Source organism: Gleimia sp. 6138-11-ORH1 (genome assembly GCF_024814355.1).
GTDB lineage: Bacteria > Actinomycetota > Actinomycetes > Actinomycetales > Actinomycetaceae > Gleimia.
The window spans coordinates 297,330-317,780 of record NZ_JANUXV010000002.1; the positions used below are offsets into that span (position 1 = coordinate 297,330).

The window sequence follows — 20,451 nt, forward strand, 5'->3', positions numbered from 1 at the left end:
TTCCCGAAGGTACATCATCGTATTTTTCTTTGATTTTTAAGCTATCCTGAGATTGATTTTCGAAAGGATGTACCTTGCTTTCAACTTCAATGTGGGTCACTTTGCTGGGCACTTTTACGATTGCGGTGGCTTCTCCGGGCCCTGATTTTCTTCTTGTGTTACGCACGGCGTTACATAAGGGGCGCGCCCACGGATACGCCACTGCAGTTGGTATTGCTGCTGGCACGGCAGTTTGGATTACTGCCACTATGGCTGGTTTAGCTACTTTGCTACACACTTACCCGTCCTTGGCTAGCTTCACTCGTTATGCGGGTGCAGCGCTTTTATTCTATTTTGGGATTCGCATTTTAGTTGGCATTATTAAACAAGTTTTCTTTTCCGAGGGCGCCGCTGATCCCTCTTATTTTTCTGCTGAGACGTCTGGTTTTTCTAACGGTTCTAATCCTACGAAGCCAGGTTCTTTTAAAGGTACTTCTTCTTTAAAAACATCAGCTATTTTGGGTTTTATCACTACCACGGTAGGGAATCCTAAGGCGGCTATTTTCTTTTCCTCTTTATTTGCCACCATGTTGCCCGCGCAGCTGCAACTTTTACCCGGGTTCGTTTTGGGACTTGCCATGGTGCTGATTTCTTTTAGCTGGTTTGTTTTAGTTTCGTCGATTGCTGGGAATCCTCGCTTTATTGCTTGGTATGAGCGTTTACAAACACCTGTCGATTTCGTTTTAGGTACGTTATTTATCGGTTTAGCAGTTTTATTAGTTTGGCAGTAGCTTTACTCTCATTCCTTTGGCTGTAGCTTTGGCCCCCATCGCAAGGAACTTTTCTTTTGAAGGTACGTCCTTGCAAATTTTCCCGTATTTTTGAGTAAAATACGGAGTATATTTCTTTTCAAGAAATTTAGTTTTGGTTTGATTGGGGACTGTTATGGCCGTAGAGATTGTAAATGAAGCAACCGAAGAATTACTTGACGCGATGGCTCATCTACTACCTCAGTTATCTTCTTCCGGAAAAGCTCTTTCTGCCAACCAATTGGAAGATTTAATCAACCAAGATTGCTTGAAGCTTTTTGTATTCCGCGATCAGGTAGGAAACATTGAGGGGATGCTTTCACTGATTTTATTCATGATTCCCACCGGTACACGCGCTTGGATCGAAGATGTGGTTGTTTCTCAGGCAACTCGCGGACAAGGTGCGGGACAACAGTTAGTTGAAGCTGCAAGCCAATATGCGCTTGAAGTTGGTGCTCGCACTGTAGATTTAACTTCCCGCCCTAGTCGAGAAGCTGCTAATCGTCTTTACCAACGCTGCGGATTTGTTTTGCGCGAAACGAATGTTTACCGCTTTAGCAAATAATTCATAAAGCGTATCTTGCCAAAGCCAGTTCACTGCAAGCTCCATATTTATTGAGCTTCCCTCTGGGGTAATGGAGTGCGCTACGCCTTTATTGCTGAGTATTTTGCCCAGCTGTGTTTTTCTGCCGTGTTTTCAACTGCCATTTACCGCGGTTATTTTGTACAAAAACGCAAGCACGTACCTTCTGTGATTAAGCACGTACCTTTAGTTATAAGAAATAGATAAGTAGAATAGTTATATGACTATTTCGCTTACTGACTCTCATCGCATTCACGCTCAAGATTTTGCTGACTTTATTGTCAAGTCCCCTTCTTCTTACCACGCGGCAGCTGAGATTGCGCGTCGCTTGTTGGCCTGTGGTTTCACCCAGTTAAATGAAACTGATGTTTTCCCAGTTGCAGCGGGAGGATATTTTTTTGTGCGTGACGGAGCAGTCATGGCGTGGCATATCCCCACAACTGTAAAGCCACAAAATCCCACAGAAACCGGGTTCCGAATTTTGGGTTGCCACACTGATTCCCCCGGATTCAAACTTAAACCCAGTGGTTCCACTGTTTCCCCAGATGGGTGGGGGCAAGTTGAAGTCGAAATGTACGGCGGTCTGTTATTAAACTCTTGGCTGGATAGAGAAATCGGTTTCGCGGGGCGTTTAGTTTCCAAAACTGGAGAAACTCACCTGATTGCTACCGGCGCGGTGGCTCGCGTCCCCCAGTTAGCAGTGCATTTGGATCGGACTGTAAATACCGATGGGTTAAAACTTGATCCGCAAACTCATATGCATCCGATTTGGACTTTTGTTTACGAAAATGAGGCTGCTCCGAGCATTTTAGATCACCTGGCACAGTTAGCTGGTTTAACAGATGCTAGTGAAATCAGTGGCTTTGATGTGGTTTCATTCGCTACCGAAGCTCCCGCTACTTTTGGTTTTAATCAGGAGTTCTTTGCCGGAGGGCGCCAGGATAACCTTTCTTCAGTGCACGCGGGCTTAACCGCCCTCGAAAATTATGTTGCAAGTGAAGCCGCTAAAACGGCTAAGGATATTGCGATTTTTGCGGCTTTTGACCATGAGGAAGTTGGGTCGTCTACTCGTTCTGGGGCGTCTGGACCGATGTTGGAGTCTTTGTTGCGTCGCCTTGCCACTGCACTGGATTTGGATGAGCAGGGCTACCAGCAAATGTTGGCAGTTTCGTCTTGCATTTCAGCTGATGCGGGGCATTTTGTGCATCCTAACTATGCGGGTAATCATGATCCTGCGGTGCATCCGGTTCCGGGAAATGGGCCGATGTTGAAGTTGAATGCTAACCAGCGTTATGCCAGTGACGCGGTAGGTACTGCTTTGTGGAATCGGGTTTGTGAGCGCGCCGGAATCGCGCATCAGAGGTTCGTTTCTAATAATGCGATGCCTTGTGGTTCTACGATTGGTCCTTTGACGGCGACTCGTTTGGGGATTACCACGGTGGATGTGGGCTTAGGGTTGTTGAGTATGCACTCTGCTCGGGAGATGAGTTATGTAGTTGATCATTCCTTGTTGCGCGATGCGGTAGTGGCTTATTGGGAAGGGGCTTAGCGTGTATTCCGCTGAGGAGTTCACTTCAGTTGTTGATTTGTTTAAGGCTTTGGCTTCTAAGAAGCGTTTAGAGATTTTGCGGATTTTGTTTGATTCTCCGAAGTGTGTGCATGAGATTTGTGATTTGGTGGAGATTTCTCAGCCGTTGGCGTCCCAGCATTTGCGTGTTTTGAAGCAGGCGAAGATTATTGCGGTGGAGTCGCGTGGGCGGGAGAATATTTATTCGGTGGCTGATGATCATGTTCGTCATTTAGTTATCGATGCGATTGAGCATGTGAACGAATAGTTGGTGGAGTTTTTGTTAAGCGGGTGGAAGCAAGTTTTCCACCCGTTTTCTTTTCCCGAGGGCGTTTAGCTAAAGGTACTTGGTTATAAAAATCGAAGGTACATGCATGCTGAGCATGAAGGTACGTGCATGCAGCGAATAAAGGTACGTGGTTGCAAAAACCTAAGGTACCACCTTAGCGTTTTGGCTTATTTTCTGGGTTTTTTGCAACATGTATAAAAATACTTTTATATAAATAACTTTTTATGTATAATAGTTTCATAAGCTTTTCCTTATGTAACTTATAACCCTAACTTAAAGGAGCAAATCATGGCAGAGCACAAAACTCACGAACACACCCACCATCACGGCACCGACTGTGGACACGTAGCAGTTGAGCACGGCGACCACGTAGACTACCTACACGATGGACACGCACACCACGCTCACGAAGACCACTACGACGAATGCAATTTCGACGGGCACGTAAAGTCTGAAGATCACGCAGACCACACCCACGGCACCGACTGTGGACACGAAGCAGTTGAGCACGGCGACCACGTAGACTACCTACACGACGGACACCGCCATGCAGCTCACGAAGACCACTACGACGAACACTGAGTTTCAACCTTAAGGTTCTAAAACCTCAGGAGGGAAGTAGCAGTTTGCTACTTCCCTCCATTTAATTTTTCTAAAACGCAAGCACGCACCTTATAAATTTCACAAGCACGTACCCTCATTTCCCACAACCACGCACCTTATAAATTTCTCAAGCACGTACCTTTAGGTGGGAATTAGAGGATGAAGAAAATCAGTGGCACTAAGAGGATTTTCACCACGATCGATGTAGTGAATAATGCTGCGTAAGCTGACTCGATTCTTTCATCTGCTACCCGCGATACTGCTTCTTGTAAGATTGCTGGCTGTCCCATGAACCCCGCTACTCCTCCGGCAACTCGCGGGGCAGATAGGCGGAGGAATTTACCGATGGTCACAAGCACTAAAGTACAAACAAGTACCGTCACGGCGGCGAGTAAGGCTGCTTTCCACCCCAGGGAACTAAAAACGATTTCCTTAAATGAAGGCCCCGCCCCCAATCCTAAGGCTGAGAGGAAAAAGAGTAGCCCCAGTTGGCGGATAGTTAAATTGGCGGCCTCGGGAAGTGTCCAAATCAGCGGGCCGGTGCGTTTCAAAGCGCCCAGGACCACGCCCATCAGCAGCGGGCCAGCGGCCGCCCCTAAACTAAACTGCGCACCTCCGGGAATAGGTAAAGTGACTAACCCTAAAAACATCCCCAAGACCAGCCCTAACCCAAGGGCTAAGGCATCTACTTCTGAGACTTTCCGCTGGGAATCACCAAAATAGTCGGTTACTTCACCTAAGTATTTGTGTTCCACCGCCACAGCAATACGATCACCCAACTGTAAAGCCAGCTCATCTTTGGCTAGCATTTCCAGGTCTCCGCGCCGCACTCGGGTGATAACTGCCCCGTATTTTGCAGGTAAGTTTATTTCCGCAACAGTTTTTCCAGCCAGCTCTGGGTTTGAAACGGTGATGCGTTCAAAATCAACGTAGCGCCGATCTTCCACTAAATGTATTTGTGCCAGCTCCCCAATTTCAGCGATGGCTTCATCTACCGCGTTTTGCTCACCAACTATTGTGATTAGGTCGTTTTCCAGCAGATAGTCTCCGGGTAAAACCACTCTGGTCCACCCGTCTCTACGCAGGTAGGACATCCGTACTTTTTGCTTGCGCCAAACCTGAATATCGCGCAAACTGATTGGTTTGCTAACTTGGGCGGTTTTGGCAACCAGTTTGATTCCCGCTAAGGAGGGCGTATCGTTTTCACCTTTCCAGCTGCGCATAACCACTAAAGAAGCGACGATAATTCCCACGACTACTCCGAACGGGTATCCAACCGCGTACCCTGCTCCGGTTTCACTGCTTTTGGAGATGTTCAGCGCCGCGTCTAAAGCGGGGGCGGCGGTGAGCGAGCCGGTAAAGATTCCGGTGGCAAGGTTTTTCGGTATTCCCAGTAGTTGCGCCCCTAAAACAGTGAGCAGCGCCCCTAAAACGGCTACTGCTGCGCCGCTGAGAATCAAGCTGGTTTGGTTTCGAAGTTGCGTCAGAAAATTTGCGCCGGCCGCGATCCCTACTGTGTAGACAAATAGTGCCAGTCCAATGGATTGGAGCAGTGCCATATTTTCGCCTAAGGTGGGTTCGAGGGCGGAGAGGAAAAGCCCCACAAACAGGGCGCCGGCTGCGCCGAAGCGAAGTGGGCCGAGTTTGATCTGTCCGAGCGCTGCACCTACCGCGACTACTAAGAAGAAGGCTAAAAGGGGGTGAGTTTTGAGCATTTCTAGCACTCTATAAGAGTAGTACAATGTCCTTTTAGGGTGAAATGTTATTTTTGTGGGTCGTTGACGTTTTTTACTTAAGGTGAGGCTTTCTTATGAGCGATACGGTGCGGGTGGATATTTGGCTTTGGAGCGTGCGTAAAATGAAGTCGCGTTCTTTGGCTACAACGGCGTGCCGGGCGGGGCATGTGAAGGTCAATGGGAATACGGTAAAGGCGTCTCATAAAATCAAAGTTGGCGACATGGTGTCATACCGGTTTGAGGGATTTGATCGTTCCTTGGAAGTGTTACAAATACTTACTAAGCGGGTGGGTGCATCGCTGGCTGAGCAGGCTTACATTGATCATTCCCCTCCTCGCCCGAAATTTTCGATTGTTTTAACATCGGGGGTTAGATTGCGGGGTTCAGGTCGCCCTACAAAGCGTGAACGTCGCCAGTTAGATTCTTTGCGAGGGCGGAATACGAACCTAAATCGTTACGGGTAAACCCTTTTTAACTCCCCTGTAATCGGCTTCACTATCCGATCTTGGTTTAATAGATTTTATTTATCCCAAATTAAAGTAATCGTATATGATTGTTGCCTCCGCCAGAAGCGGAGGCAACAGTTTCATCTCAAATTATTTGCGAATCCAGCTCTACAGTTAGAGAACTATTTTCACTTACTTTCAATTCCGGCAACTTCTAGAGCTTTGGACCAGGTCCGGTAAATTTCACGCAGGAGAGCCCCGGAAGGTACCCGAGGATTTTGTTCCCGAGCCCAAACTACGTATCCGGCATATGAGGCTGTCCGGTTTTCCGCTTCGCGCTGCGCTACATATTTACGGATTGCAGCGATATGGTCATCGGTGGTGAACCGTACGTTGTGATGTCCAATTTCCACTCCGGCTGTGGCAGATAATCCACAGGCGGTCATGGCGTTGGACCAACGCCCTCCCATACGAGTGATAATGGTTTGGGAAGTAGGTGGCCAAAGCTGTAGCCCCCGCGCGGAACGTAGGCGCAGATCCCGCAGAATCTTAACTCGTTGCGCGTCATATTTGGTGACTGAGAGGACGGTGTCGTTCTCACTCACGTGATCGTGCGCTGCTGCTGCCAGAGCGACGATTTTTTTAGCTTTAGCTTCGTAGTCTTCTACACCAAGGTTTTTTAGGGTTGCGCTGAGTTCCTGCACTGTGTCTTCTGTGTTGTTGTTGGGTTCCTCCGGAGCTTCCAGATCGAACTGAAGAGCCACTGCATAGCAAACTGCAGTTTTTAGGAGGGTGTCGGAGGTGGCGTCGCGCTTTTGCATTTATGCTCCCTATTATTTCGCACCTTATGTACTTATTAAGTCTAGCTTTTGAACCTAACCTATTTTATGTCAAATAAAAAATTCATTCGTAATTATATTGGATACTCAGTTGAGTTTGTTTAGGCTGGAATAAGAAGCCTATATTGATTATTTCTACCCGGAGGTCCGATTATGAACATTCCTCATTTACTTCTGAACACCAAGGCAACTATTCCGCAGTTTGGTTTAGGCACATACAAACTAGAAGCTGATTCTACCGCGGAAATAGTAACAAAAGCAGCACATTTGGGTTATCGCCATTTCGACACGGCACAGATGTATAAAAATGAAGCTGAGGTGGCAGCCGGAATTCGTGCTTCGGGAATTCCTCGGGAAGAATTCTTTGTTACCTCAAAGTTACTGCCGGCCAATAATCAACCTGACAAAGCTCGACGTTCTTTCAGTGAATCACTTGAACGAATGCAGTTTGATTACGTGGATCTATTTTTGATTCACTGGCCCATGCCGCATTTAGCTGATGCGGATTTTTGTGTTACTTGGCGGGTTTTAGAAGAGTTTTATGCGCAGGGTTTAGCGAAAGCAATCGGGGTTTCCAACTTCTTAAAACACCATTTGCAGCGGCTTTTAGCTGAAACTGAAGTTATTCCCGCGGTTAATCAGATTGAGTCTCACCCGCACCTGCAGTTACCTGATTTACATGAGTTCTGCGCTCAGCAAGGAATTTTGATTGAAGCCTGGTCTCCTTTAGCTAGAGGACGGGTTTTTTCAGAACCAGTTTTGCTTAAAATCGCGCAGCTGCTGGGAAAGACACCGGCGCAGGTGACGTTACGTTGGGCTTTGCAGCGGGGCGATATTGTTTTCCCTAAAACTGCTTCCCCAGAGCGTTTAGCTGAAAACCTGGATATTTTTGATTTCGAGTTATCGCCTGAGCAGATGGAGGCGATTAGTGGTTTAGATCGGGGCGAGGCCGGTCGTATAGGACCCCATCCAGATCGAATGGCTTAGCACTGTCACGTTCCAGCAGGTATTCCTATCTTTCAAGTTCCAGCAGGTATTCCTATCTTTATAAGCGAGTTCTACTGTCGCTTTATTGGACGCGGTTCACGAACTAACCCCTGCTGTCTTTTATAAGCAAGTTCTACTGTCGCTTAGATAGAAAACCGAGAGCGCTTAATTGGAAAACTCGGGGCATTAAGATCGGAAAACTTAGTTAGTTAAGTGGGTGCTCGAAGGGTCTTGCAGTTTTATTTAAGTACGGATCAGCGGGGTGAGTCGATTACCAAAACATGAGACATTGCCGGTGTCTTTCTTGGGTTTGGGGTAAATTATTTCGCATGACTGTTAATAATTCCCTTGACTATGCCCTGGCAACGATGAATGTTAAGCACCAGGGCATCTACGCGTTCGTCTCTTTAGACGAAATTCCAGAAGGCGTAGAACCTTTTGCTGTGGTGCGTGAATTTGAAGGCAAGACGGTAGTTTTATCCGAAGACCGCGCGATTGCAGCTGGTTTACCGGTTAATACACGGTATGTGCGACTTTCAATTGATACTCCGCAATCTTTAGAAACGATTGGATTAGCTGCGATGATTGCCCAGAGCTTGGCGGCTCGGTCGATTATTTGCAATATTTTGGCTGGTTTCCACCGCGATCATATTTTCGTGCAGGTGGAAAAAGCAGCCGAAGCAGAAGAGATTTTGAATGACTTGAAAGAACAGGCTCGCGGCTGGTTACCTAACTAAACCAGTTCCCCATTTTCTTATTTTCCCGAGGGCGTTGCTGGAATCTTCTAGGTTCCGCGGCGCCCTCGAAATTTTGTATAACCCCAATGTCTAGCCGGCAGCTACCCACTATTTTCTTCCCAGACAGTGTAAAAATACTATTTTCAGGATTTGCGAAGAGTTTATGAAAGCTACCAAAATAGCCAAACTCAATGAAGAAACTATCTAATCGGGCTTTAGTGTCGGCTCTGCTCTTTATATCCTTCTGATTCCCCAGCTGCTTAACCTCTGCAGTGACCGCGCCAGAAACCTCTTTTAATCTAGGTTCGAAAACTCATTAAAGGGACTCGCGCTGCCCGATGGTAAGCCCGCTGCAAATAGCTGCTCGGTAAAGGCAGTTAGTTTACACTGGCGATGAACTGAAAGTTCTTTACCGCCCTACTGCCCCTGGTGAAATTCTAGTTTCCTCACCCACCTGTGGCGGTAACAGCGGGTCAGAGTATTCGACGAAAACTCCTATCGGAGATTTCGAGAAAAAGTAAAAGCGCATTAGGTTTGCTAACCTAGAAGCATGGCAAAGGCGCATTCTGAAAAACAGGCTCTGCTGCGTTGCGCAGACGGCACAATTAAGCAAAAGAATCTACTGACCGGCACGGAAGTGTGGACTGTTCCTGGGAGAGGACATCGGCCCCTGGCGATTCCCACCCAAGACGATTCTCCTGTAGATCATAGTCGGCACGGACACTACTGCGCCTTTTGTCACTTCCGCTACTTTGAAACTCCCCCTGAAAAAGCGCGGGTAATTTTTGATGAAGATACCGGGTGGAAAACTTTAGAACATGTACCAGCTTCACAGCTTTACTCCACCACCGCAGAGTTTCGGCGAATTCCCAACCTATTTGAGATTGTCTCTTACAACTATTGGAATTTAAACTACGGGCACGTTCCCTCAGCTGAGGATTCGCAGCGGATGGCCCGTTATCTGGCTGACCCAGCTGGGTTTGAACACGTTATGCGAGTGGTTAGAGCTCGTTTAGCTGCTTCGGGTTTATCTGCTGAAGAGTTAGCTGACATGCCTGACGGGGCACTTTTGCCACATGCTACGGGGTTCTTCAGTGGCGGTCACGACGTGATTATCGCTAAGAATCATTACATTCCAGATGCGGAAAATAAGTCTCAACTGGCGTCCTCGGGAACTCTCAGCGCCGATGCCCACTTTCAATACATGCAGTTCACGGCGCAAACCATGCAGGATCTCTATCAGCTTAATGAGCACGTGAAATATGTAGCGTGTTTCCAAAACTGGTTGAAACCTGCGGGGGCTTCTTTTGACCACTTGCATAAGCAGGCGGTGGCGATTGATGAAACACCGGTGCAAATCGAAGCTGAGCTTGAACGCCTCCGGATTGATCGAGAAATCTATGATGGGATTATTAGCTTAGCTGCCACCCGGAAACTTCTTTTGGCGCAAAATGAACACGCTGTAGCCCTTGCTGGGATTGGGCACAGGTTCCCATCAATCGCGATTTGGCCGCTGGGGCCAGCATACAACCCATGGGAAGCTACTCCCGAGCAGATGCGCGGAGTTTCCGATTTAGTACACGCCATGCATGCGGCTACGGGGGCGGAAGTGCCGTGTAATGAAGAGTGGTATCACCGTCCACCGTCAGTGGCATCTCCAATGCGTTGGCGGCTGCTGATTAAGTGGCGGATTTCCACGTTAGCTGGTTTCGAGGGCGGGACTCGCATCTACCTGAATACCATCAACCCCTGGCAGGTCCGTGATCGAGTGCTCCCCAAACTATACGAGCTACGTGAAGCTGGTTTAATTGCCCCGATGCAACTGGGCGACGAATGTCGGATTACCCCGAAAGACCTTCGCTAAAACCCTCCCCCAAAGGTACGTGCTTGCGTTTTACCCAAAGGTACGTGCTTGCGTTTTGCCCAAAGATACGTGCTTGCGTTTGCCCAAAGGTACGTGCTTGCGTTTTACCAAAGGTACGTGCTTGCGTTTTCCATAAGTGATTTCAGTGAAAATAAGCTATTTCAGCAAGCACGTACCTTAATAAAACCGGTACAGTAGTGCTTATGCAAAATCTACCGAAAGTACATTTTTCTAAAACCATGGGATTTGCCCTCCCTCCAATAGTTCTTTTCACCCTGGCTTCCCTTGGTTTTTATTTAAAAGAGATTTCTTTTCACGAAACAGAAATCCATGTTTCTCAGCATCTTACCCAGCTTAACTGGCCGATCCTGGACGCATTCACTCTAACTATCGCTCATGGTTTTGCACCGCTTAGCGCAACTATCATCACGCTTATAGTTGCCACCTGGTTGGGATACAAGCAGGGAACCTTTACCGGAATTTACTTCGCTTGGCTAGTCCTTTGGGGGTGGCTGGGTGCTGCCTTAATTAAGCCGATTGTAGGCCGCCCTCGGCCAAATGCGGAACTCTTATTTGACCCACTTGCCCCGGCCGAGGGATTCCTATCTTTCCCCTCTGGACACACGGCATTTGCAGTGGGCTTTTTCGTTTCTTTAACGCTTTTTCTGGTACGGATTGAAAATCGGCGTTGGGGTTTGATCTGGGCGTACTTGGCAGCTGTGGCAGTTGCCTTTTCCCGCGTCTACGTGGGCGCCCATTTCGTAACTGACACGTTAGCTGCCATCATAGCTGGCAGTATGGGAGTTCTTTTCGCCGCCACACTAGCGCAAACTCTGTTTCACCACATCCCGTTACAAAGAGCCCTCACTACCGAATAAACAGGGTACTTACCACCGGCCGAAGAGCAGCTTCTGAAGGCACGTGCTTTAGAAATTACCTAGCTTTCTTAAAGATTTACTCAACTTCTAAAAAATCGGCTAGCTTTCTAAAGTGCGTTCTCTTCCTTTGAACATTCCGCGTACTCCGTGCGGCGAAAACAGGTAAACTACCATGAATACAGCCCCGTGAGTAACTACAACCGTGGCGCCAGAAGCAGCATTAAACCAGTAGGAAAAGTAAATCCCCAAAGTTACGGAAACTGCTGATACTAAAGGTGAGAGTAATAGCATTCGGTTAAAGCTGTTAGTCAGCAAGAATGCGGTGGCACCGGGAATGATTAAAAGAGCGACGATTAGGATTGCGCCAACTGCTTGCATTGCAACTACTACGGTGATTGCCAACGCGGTAAGTAAAAGGGTGGCCAGGCGTTTGGTGGAAAGCCCAATGGCGGCCGCATGGGTGGGGTCGAATGCGAATAAGGTTAGGTCGCGTCGTTTAAGAATCACGACGATACCGGCAATGGGAGCAAGGACTACGACTTGCCAAAGATCCGCTTGGGTGATTCCTAATAGGTCACCGAAAATGATGTGCTGTAAGTCGATGTGACTGGGGTAAACGGAAATTAGCATGAGGCCGAAGGCAAACATGGTGGTGAAGATAACCCCAATTGCCGTGTCTTCTTTAATGCGTGAGGTTGAGCGAACTACGGCGATTAGTCCCACGCAAACCAGGGCCGCTAAAAATGCGCCCAAGCTAAAGGGCATGCCGATAATGTAGGCGATGACGATCCCGGGAACTACCGCGTGAGAGAGCGCGTCCCCCATTAGTGACCAGCCTACCAGCACCAGCCAGCACGAGAGAATAGCACAAACAACTGCGGCTAAAAGAGTAACGATGAAACCACGTACCATGAATTGGTGGGTCCACATTTCCCCGAAGGTTTCCCACAGCCAGTTGGCAATAAGTGGGCTGGGGTGCGTTAGTTGCATTAGATTTCCGAGGGCGCTCATGCTAATCCTCCCAGGGCAATTTGGGCGCTGCGCGCGGTACTTTCCGTGAAAGCGGCAAGTAGGTGTTCAGGGGTTAGAGTTTCAGTTGGTTTACCCACTTTAAGGATCCGGCGGTTTATTAGGGCTACTTTATGAGCGAATTTTGGTACGGCGGTTAGGTCGTGGGTTGAAACTAGCAAGGTGGTATTTTGTTCTGCCAGTTCAGAGATAAGATCCGTGATGGCATGTTCTGAGGTGTAGTCTACTCCAGCGAAGGGTTCGTCTAAGAGCATTAGTTTTGCTCCTTGGGCCAGGGCACGGGCTACGAATGCGCGTTTTCTTTGTCCTCCGGATAGGGCACCAATGGGGCGTTTGCTTAGTTCTTTCAGTCCGATTGATTCGATGGCTTCTTGGACTGCTTCGCGATCTGCTGCGCGCGGGCGTCTGAGGGGTCCCATGAAGCAGTAGCGTCCCATCATAACTACTTCTTCAACGCTGAGGGGGAAGTGGTGGTCGATGTCTTCATTTTGAGGAACGTAGCCCACCAGCCCTGCTTTTCTGGCTGTTAAACTATCCTGACCACAGATGGTTATTTTGCCTTGGCTGGTGGCTACGATCCCCATGATTGATTTGAAGAAGGTGGATTTTCCTGAACCGTTCATGCCGATGAGGGCGCAGACTTCGCCGGAGCTTAGTTGTAGGCTTGCTCCGGTGAGGGCTTTAACTTGCCCGTATGATGCGTGGAGGTTTTCGGCATTTAAAACCAGTGCAGAGGTATTTGTTTCCAAGGTTCTTCTTCACTTTTTATTGATGTACCTTTGGTTTTTGTTAAGGTACGTGCTTGTGTTTTAGGCAATGACGTACCTTAGGTAGGAAATTTTAAGTGTTTCCTTTACCTAAGGTACGTCATTGCACTTTTCTTTAATTTTACTTAGGTTAGTCTACTTACTTAGCTGTTTTAGTTAGCCCTTTAGCAATCCGTTCAGCGTCGAAAGTAAGCAGGTCTAGGAAGGTAGGAGCGTCCCCATCTGGACCGGTGAGAGAGTCAACGTAGAGTTCACCACCGAAATTAACTCCGGTAGATTCTACGATTGGCTGCATTTTGTCTCCCACGGTTGATTCGCAGAATACAGATGGAACTTGGTTATCTTTTAGGAATGCTTCCAGATCGGCGATACGCTTTGGAGTTAGCGCACCTTCAGCGTTTACTGCCCACAGGTATTTTTCGGTTAAACCAGTGTCGCGAGCCAGGTAAGAGAAAGCTCCTTCACAGGTGACCAGGGCTCGCTGGTTTTCTGGAATCTGGTTGATGGCATCCTTTAGCTTGGTGTCTACGGCTGCGAGTTTAGCTTTGTAGGTTTCACCGTTCTTTTCGTAGTCTGCCTTATGTTCTGGATCCAGTTCAGAGAAGGCTTTAACTATGTTGTCTACGTAGGTTTGCGCAGCGGTTGGTGACATCCAGGCGTGTGGGTTTGGTTTGCCTTCGTATTCACCTTCGGCAATTGGAATAGGGGTGATTCCTTCAGTGAGGACGGCAGTTTTCGCCTCAGTGTTTGCCACAAACTTTTCGAACCAGCGTTCTAAGCCCATGCCGTTGTTGAGGATTAGCTTAACGCCTTCAGCTTTTTTAATATCTGCTGGGGTTGGCTGGTAATCGTGAATTTCTGCATCTGGTTCGGTGATGGATTGTACGTCCAGGTGTTCTCCGGCAACATTTTGTGCCATATCCGCTAGGACGGTGAAGGTGGTGAGAACTTTTGGTTTCTCAGTTGCAGTTGGCTGAGTTTTATCAGCGGTTTGACCACAGGCAGAAAGAGCTAGGGCGCAAGCTGCCACGGTCGCGGTAATTGCGGTAATCATTTTATTCTTTGCCATGCCACAATCATAAACTTCGGGTTCCCGAAAAGTCTAGTTCGTAAGCCCTGTATAAGTGGGTGGGTTTTTCACCTTTTCTTTTCTACCAAACCGCCCGAAAGTCGCCTTCTACAAACCCTCATCCTTTAATCAGCAACAAAATAGATAGATAACGTTTTTGCAACAAAAACTTTGAAATAAAAGTTACATGGCTTCTTAACTACTCTTAACAAGCAGCCACTTCTTCCTTTAGACAGAACCATTAAAGAGCTAAATTTAGCGGAAAAGTTTGCACTTCCTGTAGTAAAATTAACTTCCAACAAGCGCCCTTGGAGACAAAATGCCTACTAACCCAAAACCTGCTAATGAAAAACCAAAAATGCAACCCTTTTACTTTCTTCTGGCAATCCTACTTTTCGTAGCCATTGCGCTGGGAGTGTCGGTATGGAACTGGGGTAAAAACCTGAACTACTGGGGAACTCCAGCAAGTTTGCAAACCCTCTTAGACGAAAAAGTAGCTCAACCGAATAACTTCGGGATCACAGTAAAATCCTTTTCACACACTGAGAATGTGCCCCTATTTGGGAAGACTCCCCCCTACGAAGTAAAGTACGTGTTTTCTGACGACGCAGCTAAAAGCGCCGCTGAAAGCGTGAAAAACCAAGCTCTGACTGATGGGTGGGTAGCCGACCCTTCTTGCCCTAGCAAACGCTACTGGTGTGCTAACAAAACCCCTGCTGGAAAACCCACTCTCAGACTGACAATTACTCCGCTAACTGCGGAATCCACCGAATCAAGCACTTTTACTTTTCAGGTGAGCATTTCCTATTATTAGACTATGAAATCATTAACAAAGAAGTTGCTACCCGCTGCGGTTGCATTAGTAACCTCCCTATCTATTTCAGCACCCGCTTTGGCTGCTGATTCATCTGAAGAAAAATACGTCACGCTTACTTTGCTCGGTGATTCATACACCGCTGGAAATGGGGCTGGACTCTACTACGGGCCAGAAGCCAGCTACCGAAGTATGCGCAACTGGGGTCACTACTACGCGGATCAGTTGAATGCGCGGGGCGTCCACACCACAATCCACAACTTGGCTGAATCCGGCCAGGTAACCGAGGGCGTTTTAGAAAACCAGATCGACAAAGTCCCCGTCGATTCAGACGTAGTTATGCTAACTATCGGCGGAAACGACATTAAGTTTGAAAATATCGTCACCTACTGTTTCGGCGGATCTTGGCTAAATGCTTCCTATAAGAAGTGTGTTGAAGCAATGACTGAAGCTGAACAGCTAATGCCAAAGGTAGAGGCAAATACTAAACGGATTTTGGAAGCATTAAACCAGCGCCTCCGCTCTGACGCGCAAATCGTTCTGGTGGGCTATCCCCTGCTTTCTACCAATGTTGAATACGTTTGGTGTGAACGAAGCGGCTTCTTTGGTGGCTGCTACGGGGAAAAGTACGACGCTGCGAAAGGTGTTCGCGAGTTCGGAATGAAATCCACTCAACTGCAGGAAGCTTTAGTTAATGAGTGGAACGCTAACCCAAATAACGTAAAAATCACTTATGTTCCAACTGAAGCGCACTTTGAAGGACACGAACCAGATCCTTACTTTAATGGGACTAACCCAAAGCGTTGGTTTAACGAGCTTTTAGAAACTGAAGGCATTTACAATCCTGAAACGGGGAAAACCACTGCCACGGGATCTACTACCACCCTCATGTTCTACCACCCGAATATTACCGGGCATGAAGAAATCGGTAAGCTAGTTCACCAGGCGATTGGAGTTCCAGCTTCCGCCCGCACCTCACAAAGCTACGTGCGTCCAATCGACTTAACTTTCGTAGTAGAAGCGTCACCACAATCTCTAGAGAAACTAGACGAAATTAAAAAGCAGGTACGCAGAATTGCCACCCAAACCTATGCGGCCTCGGCAAATGGCACGAAAGACGCGCGCTTTAGCCTAGTATCCTACGTTGTCCCGCAAGCACCGGCACCTGCGCCGCAACCGGGCACAAACGCTAATACTGAAACTGCCGATACTTCCGCAGGTGCCAGCGCTTCAGCAGATGCGCCTTCTGCTACCCCAGCAGAGAATAAGCCAGCTGCAAATGAGCCGGCTGCAGCTGCTGAAAACGCTGCAGACGCTAACGAAACTGCTCCCTCTGTTGAAAAGAGCACCTCAGCTGCAGAAGCAAATCCGGCTGACGCTGCTGAAACTCCCGCTGAAAATGATGCAAATCCGGCTTCCCCTAAAGCAGGAAAACCAGAAGCAGAAAAGTCTGAGGTAGAAAAATCTGAGGCCACAGCTCCAGCAGCTGAAAATTCTCCCGCACCAGCTGATTCCTCAGCTCCAGCAGCTGAAAATACCGCTGACGCCCCTGCTCCACAAGCGTCCCAGGGCGCAAAGGTTGAATTTGGTGCTATCAAGCAGGTACTTTCCGCCCTCGATAATCTTTCAACTACTGACGCAACCAACGCGAGTGATTTCTTCACCACCGTTTCAGAAGCTGCAGGCAACGCCCAGTGGCGCCCGCACGCACGAAAAATCGTTGTAGTTATCGGTGACGGGGAAACTATTGGCGAAGAATCTGTTATCGCACTGAACATTCAGAACACTTTGCTAAAGGCTTTCGGTGCAAACACTGCGGAACTGAACCTAATCGACTTCGATACAGACCGTACCGCCGGCCTACCCGCGATGTTTACTCGCACCGGTGGGCGCATTCAGCTTCTGGGTGACCTGCCGCCGCTGATCTTTGAAACTCCAACCGCTAAACTGGGGCAAGTCCCCACTCAACAAGTCGGTCACGCAACCTCTTTCAGCGCGGACGGATCTTTCTCACCTAACTCTGATTTAATCAGCTACGCGTGGGATTTCGATGGTGATAGTGTCTTCGATCTAACCACCACCACTCCAACCGTTAAGCACACTTACACAGCACCTTTCAACGGAAATGTGTCAGTTAAAGTAACCGACGCGGATGCACAAACTGCGATTGCAACTATCCCAGTTGTTGCTACTGTGGACGGGGACTTGATTGATGATGCGATTGATAACTGCCCTGCTCACCCGAACCAAATGCAAGAGGATTTAGATGGTGACGGCATCGGTGACGTTTGCGATAAGTTCCCACAGGGCGATCCAAAACGTCAGCGCGTGGAAAAGCACATCAGCATCACTGCTGAAGCGAAACAGTTTGATGTTTTGGCTCGCGTGCCAGGTGCAGAACAAATCGAGATCCGTTTGGATAAGAACCACACTATCGCACCGGGGTGGAATATTACCCTAGAAAATGGGGTAGTTACCTACAGTGCGTCTGCGGATGTGGCAGTTGATTCTAAGCAGGTAGTTGTCTTAGATATGCTAGTTCCCGTCCTACCAAGTGGCCCACGGTTATTTAATGATAATACTGGCACGCAGTTAGTTCCGTTCTCTATTGAGCTGGTTTTGATTGCTGGTCCTGCACCGTTTGATTCAGCTGAATTACTTCCCCCGGTAGTGCCTGGCAAGCAGCCTGAGCAGGGGAAGAATACTAAGCCAATCGTGGTTGTTCCTCCTAAGAAGGATACTTCCACTCTGCCTAGCACTGGAGTTGGGATTACTTTAGTCTCGCTTACTACTGCCGGCCTGTTTGTTGCGGGCGTTGGTTTACGGCGAAAGTCTAAGGCCCTTTAGAATATAGGCGCTTAAGGTAAGTTTGGGGGATCACCTGCTGGTGGTCCCCCAAACTTTTGTGCTTGCTCAGTTTTCCTTAGGGACCCTCTGTTATCCTCTGGCAGCTTTGTTATCCACTGGTTGCCCCGTTATTTTTTAGTTGCCTTGCTACTCGTGGAGCACCCCGCTTTATCCTTTGGGACACCAAATAGATTCTACCAACTGTCGGCTGGATTATTCATAGTTACGGAGGCTTGATCCACGGTACTTAGTAAGCTCCCTCGCCTTGACATAAAGGTACTTCCTTAGATTCCGAGGGCGGATTTCCAGGCGTCCTCGGATTTTTATGCCTCGCACCGGTAAGAAAATTACAAGCACGTACCTTTGGGGAGAGCTAGTGGTGGATGAGGTATGAGTATGTACCTTTGGGGAGAACTGCTGGTGGGAAAGGTATGAGTATGTACCTTTGCTTAGCTGGCGTAGAACAAAGGGCGGTGGGAAGGATTTCCTTCCCACCGCCCTTTGGTGGAGTTAAGCTAAACGCTCAATTCTTACTGTTCCTTGCGGCGACGAGCCACTGCAACAGCGCCACCACCAAGTGCCAGAGCTACCAGCGCTACGCTGGAAACGGCAAGCACGGTGCTACCAGTTGCTGGGAGTTTACCCTTCTTGCCAGGAACTGGCTTGATTGGGTCCTTAGCTGGCGGATCAACCGGCTTAGCGGTGTATTCGTTTACGAAGGTTACATCAACTACCTCGTCAGCAGCGTTGATAACTGCTTTCTGAGGAGCTGGTGTAACTACGGTGTAGCCTTCTGCTTGTGCTGCAGCAACGTCCTCGCTGATTTCACATTCAACACCAACTGGAATGCGGGTGCCCAGGGCAACAGCTACGCCGTCACCGGCAGCAGTTACCTGACCTGCAGTTCCGTCCACACAGGTGTAGTTGAATACGAACTGCTTCTTAGCAGCGTCAGTTAAGCCGTTTACGTTCTTAACAATGTTGATGACGCCACGGTCAAGGGTGTAGGTATTAACTACGCCTACATTAACGGTCTTACCATCAGCTGGAAGCTGAATGGTAACTGGGCCTGCAGGCTGTTCAGTCCCATCCACGGTGTAGGTAACTGCATGCTGGGTGTGCTCGATGGGAGCAGCAACTTCAGAGATCACGCAGGAGCCAGCGCGAGTATTAACGGAAACGCTCTGTCCTTCAGCAACCTCCACAGTTTGCTTCCCTAGGGATGCGCCACGCAGGTCAGTACATTCGTAGTTGAAGGTGAATGCCTTGCCAGTTGCTTTGGCTGCGCCGTCACCAGCTACGGACTTAGAAATCATGAAGGAACCTTCCAGTGGGGTGTAACGGTTGGTTACAACACTGGTTACCGGGGTGTCCTTAACGATAACCACGCGAGGCTTATCGATAGAAACGGCATGTGCGTAGCCAGTTTCTGCTGCGTCAGCAGTGTCTTCAGCGATTACACATTCAGTTCCGGTGGGGATGTCAGCAATAGTTTCTGACTGTCCGTTAGCGAGGGTTACTACCCCGGCTTTTACTGGGTTTTGTGCGTCACCACAGGTGTAGTTGATCTTGAATACACGGTCCGCGAAAGGTGCGTTCTTTTCAACTTCAACCTGCTTGCTGATAACCATTGATCCGAGGTCGCGAGTGTAGGTATTAGTAACGGTCACTACAGAGTCAGTTGCACGAGCAATAGTTACTTCTGGAGTGTCAATTGCTACTGTACCGGTGTAGCCAGGGAAGGCTGGTACGGTTTCGGTTACGCGACATACAGTACCTGCTGGAACGTTAGCAACGGTGTAGGCTTCATTCTTTTTCAGGTTTACTGTCTTGTTACGGAAACCGTCCGCATCACAGGTGTAGTTAATCGTAAATTCGTTATCTACAAACGGTGCGTCAGCCGGGGCAACCAGTTTCTTAGTAAGAGTTAGCGTACCTGGCTTTTCCGTGTAGGTGTTCGTTACTGTCACCAGTTGGTCAGCTTCACCAACAATCGTCACATTTGCACGGTCGATTGCCACTGCGCTAGCGTAGCCAGCATAATCTGGAGCGGTTTCGCTGATGGTACATACGGTTCCGTGTGGAATACCGTTGATAACTTCCTGTGCATTATTTGCTAAGGTCACCGTCTTATCACGGAAACCATCAGCGTCACAGGTGTAGTTAATGGTGAAAGTATCATTAGCAAACGCTGCACCCGCAGGAGCTACCAAAGACTTCTTAATGGTCAAAGAGCCCTGCTTCTTAGTGTAAGTGTTAGTTACCGTCACCAACTGTTCAGTATCGCCAACGATAGTTACTTCTGGACGGTCGATCACCACGTTCTTATTGTGGCCATCGAAGTCCGGAGCAACTTCACTGATGGTACATACGGTTCCGTGTGGAATACCGTTGATAACTTCCTGCGCATTATTTGCTAAGGTCACCGTCTTATCACGGAAACCATCCGCATCACAGGTGTAGTTAATGGTGAAAGTATCGTTAGCAAACGCTGCACCCGCAGGAGCTACCAAAGACTTCTTAATGGTCAAAGAGCCCTGCTTCTTAGTGTAAGTGTTAGTTACCGTCACCAACTGTTCAGTATCGCCAACGATAGTTACTTCTGGAC

The 20,451-nt window shown here is 48.4% G+C and carries 18 protein-coding genes; 12 read left to right on the plus strand and 6 right to left on the minus strand.

The genetic code is table 11. From position 1 onward, the window contains the following. Positions 1-74 precede the first annotated feature (74 nt). From NXS08_RS04975 to NXS08_RS04995, 5 genes are all read left to right on the plus strand, one after another. Entirely contained in the window at positions 75-770 is a 696-nt protein-coding gene (locus tag NXS08_RS04975; RefSeq protein ID WP_259137972.1) for a LysE family translocator, read from the plus strand. 154 nt (positions 771-924) lie between these two features. Next, positions 925-1,353 (plus strand): N-acetyltransferase, encoded by a 429-nt coding sequence (locus tag NXS08_RS04980; RefSeq protein WP_259137974.1) that lies wholly within the window; start codon positions 925-927, stop codon positions 1,351-1,353. 238 nt (positions 1,354-1,591) lie between these two features. After that, a complete protein-coding gene (locus NXS08_RS04985; RefSeq protein ID WP_259137977.1) occupies positions 1,592-2,920 on the plus strand; it encodes a M18 family aminopeptidase in 1,329 nt (442 codons plus the stop codon). A gap of 1 nt (position 2,921) precedes the next feature. Beyond that, complete coding sequence (locus NXS08_RS04990) at positions 2,922-3,206, plus strand: helix-turn-helix transcriptional regulator (RefSeq protein ID WP_259137980.1); 285 nt, start codon at positions 2,922-2,924, stop codon at positions 3,204-3,206. Between the two features lie 309 nt (positions 3,207-3,515). Then, on the plus strand, positions 3,516-3,809 hold the full coding sequence (locus NXS08_RS04995; protein ID WP_259137982.1) for a hypothetical protein: 294 nt from the start codon (positions 3,516-3,518) through the stop codon (positions 3,807-3,809). 173 nt (positions 3,810-3,982) lie between these two features. On the opposite strand, the gene NXS08_RS05000 is transcribed toward NXS08_RS04995, so the two are convergent. Beyond that, positions 3,983-5,554 carry an aspartate:alanine exchanger family transporter gene (locus tag NXS08_RS05000; protein ID WP_396232248.1) on the minus strand — a complete coding sequence of 524 codons (1,572 nt, stop codon included), beginning with the start codon at positions 5,552-5,554 and terminating at the stop codon, positions 3,983-3,985. An 86-nt stretch (positions 5,555-5,640) separates the two neighbouring features. Between NXS08_RS05000 and NXS08_RS05005 the strand changes: the two genes are divergently transcribed. Further along, a complete protein-coding gene (locus NXS08_RS05005) occupies positions 5,641-6,030 on the plus strand; it encodes an RNA-binding S4 domain-containing protein (protein ID WP_259137988.1) in 390 nt (129 codons plus the stop codon). 170 nt (positions 6,031-6,200) lie between these two features. Here NXS08_RS05005 and NXS08_RS05010 read toward each other — a convergent pair whose 3' ends face one another. Next, complete coding sequence (locus NXS08_RS05010) at positions 6,201-6,833, minus strand: hypothetical protein (protein WP_259137991.1); 633 nt, start codon at positions 6,831-6,833, stop codon at positions 6,201-6,203. A 171-nt stretch (positions 6,834-7,004) separates the two neighbouring features. On the opposite strand from NXS08_RS05010, the gene NXS08_RS05015 reads away from it, so the two are divergent. From NXS08_RS05015 to NXS08_RS05030, 4 genes are all read left to right on the plus strand, one after another. Then, positions 7,005-7,838 carry an aldo/keto reductase gene (locus NXS08_RS05015; protein WP_259137995.1) on the plus strand — a complete coding sequence of 278 codons (834 nt, stop codon included), beginning with the start codon at positions 7,005-7,007 and terminating at the stop codon, positions 7,836-7,838. A 329-nt stretch (positions 7,839-8,167) separates the two neighbouring features. After that, positions 8,168-8,575, plus strand: a complete 408-nt coding sequence (locus tag NXS08_RS05020; protein WP_259137998.1) for an ACT domain-containing protein — start codon at positions 8,168-8,170, stop codon at positions 8,573-8,575. Positions 8,576-9,125: 550 nt separating this feature from the next. Further along, a complete protein-coding gene (locus NXS08_RS05025; protein WP_259138000.1) occupies positions 9,126-10,439 on the plus strand; it encodes a DUF4921 family protein in 1,314 nt (437 codons plus the stop codon). Between the two features lie 203 nt (positions 10,440-10,642). Next, positions 10,643-11,317: a phosphatase PAP2 family protein gene (locus NXS08_RS05030; RefSeq protein ID WP_259138004.1), complete on the plus strand. Its 675-nt coding sequence runs from the start codon at positions 10,643-10,645 to the stop codon at positions 11,315-11,317. A gap of 99 nt (positions 11,318-11,416) precedes the next feature. On the opposite strand, the gene NXS08_RS05035 is transcribed toward NXS08_RS05030, so the two are convergent. The 3 genes from NXS08_RS05035 to NXS08_RS05045 form a co-directional block, all read right to left on the minus strand. Further along, positions 11,417-12,328, minus strand: coding sequence for a metal ABC transporter permease (locus NXS08_RS05035; RefSeq protein WP_259138006.1), 912 nt, complete (start codon positions 12,326-12,328; stop codon positions 11,417-11,419). Then, complete coding sequence (locus NXS08_RS05040; RefSeq protein ID WP_259138008.1) at positions 12,325-13,095, minus strand: metal ABC transporter ATP-binding protein; 771 nt, start codon at positions 13,093-13,095, stop codon at positions 12,325-12,327. Before NXS08_RS05040 ends, NXS08_RS05035 begins: the two co-directional genes overlap by 4 nt. A 157-nt stretch (positions 13,096-13,252) precedes the next feature. Further along, positions 13,253-14,182 (minus strand): metal ABC transporter substrate-binding protein, encoded by a 930-nt coding sequence (locus NXS08_RS05045; RefSeq protein WP_259138011.1) that lies wholly within the window; start codon positions 14,180-14,182, stop codon positions 13,253-13,255. Between the two features lie 319 nt (positions 14,183-14,501). On the opposite strand from NXS08_RS05045, the gene NXS08_RS05050 reads away from it, so the two are divergent. Then, a complete protein-coding gene (locus NXS08_RS05050; protein WP_259138013.1) occupies positions 14,502-14,996 on the plus strand; it encodes a hypothetical protein in 495 nt (164 codons plus the stop codon). Positions 14,997-14,999: 3 nt separating this feature from the next. Further along, positions 15,000-17,843, plus strand: a complete 2,844-nt coding sequence (locus NXS08_RS05055; RefSeq protein WP_259138015.1) for a GDSL-type esterase/lipase family protein — start codon at positions 15,000-15,002, stop codon at positions 17,841-17,843. 530 nt (positions 17,844-18,373) lie between these two features. Here NXS08_RS05055 and NXS08_RS05060 read toward each other — a convergent pair. Beyond that, the coding region (locus tag NXS08_RS05060) for a DUF5979 domain-containing protein (protein ID WP_259138017.1) at positions 18,374-20,451 on the minus strand (2,078 nt) is incomplete at its 5' end.